Consider the following 875-nt stretch of genomic DNA (forward strand, 5'->3'; position numbering starts at 1 on the left):
GGATTTAAGACATAAATTCTAGCAAGATTAAGTTCAAATTGAGTACGCAGAGGTTGTAAAATTTCATATAAATCTTGCATTTGTTTTATATCTTCAAGTTTATTTTTAAATTCATCTATTTTTTTAATAGCTAAATTGATATCCTCTTCTTTTTCATTTAAACTCAAATATATACTTTGTATTTTTTCAAAATCATTGCTGAGTATTTTACTAAAATCTCTACAATGTTTAATACTTTTACAAACTTTATAATAAGCCTTAAGTAAAAACTCATTTTGTTTATTTAAACTTAAAGGTTCTAATTTTTCAAAAGGTTTATTTAAATCTTTATCAAGTAAATTCTCACAAGCCCATAAAAAAGGTTTTTCTATGGTTCCTTCTATCCTTGCTCCACCTTCGGTACAGTTGTAGGTGGTGATATTAAATAATTTTTGAAAATAATTAATATCATTTTCAAAAATTAGTCGAAACGTAGTCCAAATTTCAGAGCTTTCAACTTTTCCGTTACCTCCATAAGCTAAACATTGAAATTTACCCTTATCTCTTTGAAAATGTCCTTCATGTTTATCAAGATTTTTATAATCTTTAGTATGGGAAAATCCATCTTTTGCATAAGCTAAATCCTGTCCTATGAGAATAATGTTTTTATAGTTTAAATATTCTGTAAGTAGGTAGCTCATATTTGCTACACTTTTGCCCATGTTAAAATATCCAAAATAATCTAATTTTAAATATTGTATAAAACTTGCATAAGTGGATACAAGTATAAAAGCTCTATTATTTTTTTGAAGATATTTGATAGTGTGAGGATGTGTAACAGATTTAACAATAAACATAATATCCTTATCAAATTCCCCAAAATCATTGTTAAAAAA

1 protein-coding gene is annotated in these 875 nt (G+C 25.5%); it reads right to left on the bottom strand.

What is annotated here, in order from left to right; all coding sequences use genetic code 11:
* A partial coding sequence (locus tag AJ889_RS05180; RefSeq protein WP_186821003.1) for a 6-hydroxymethylpterin diphosphokinase MptE-like protein occupies positions 1–875 on the bottom strand: 875 nt, incomplete at both ends.

It is taken from the genome of Campylobacter sp. BCW_6468, from assembly GCF_001762865.1.
Taxonomy (GTDB): domain Bacteria; phylum Campylobacterota; class Campylobacteria; order Campylobacterales; family Campylobacteraceae; genus Campylobacter_D; species Campylobacter_D jejuni.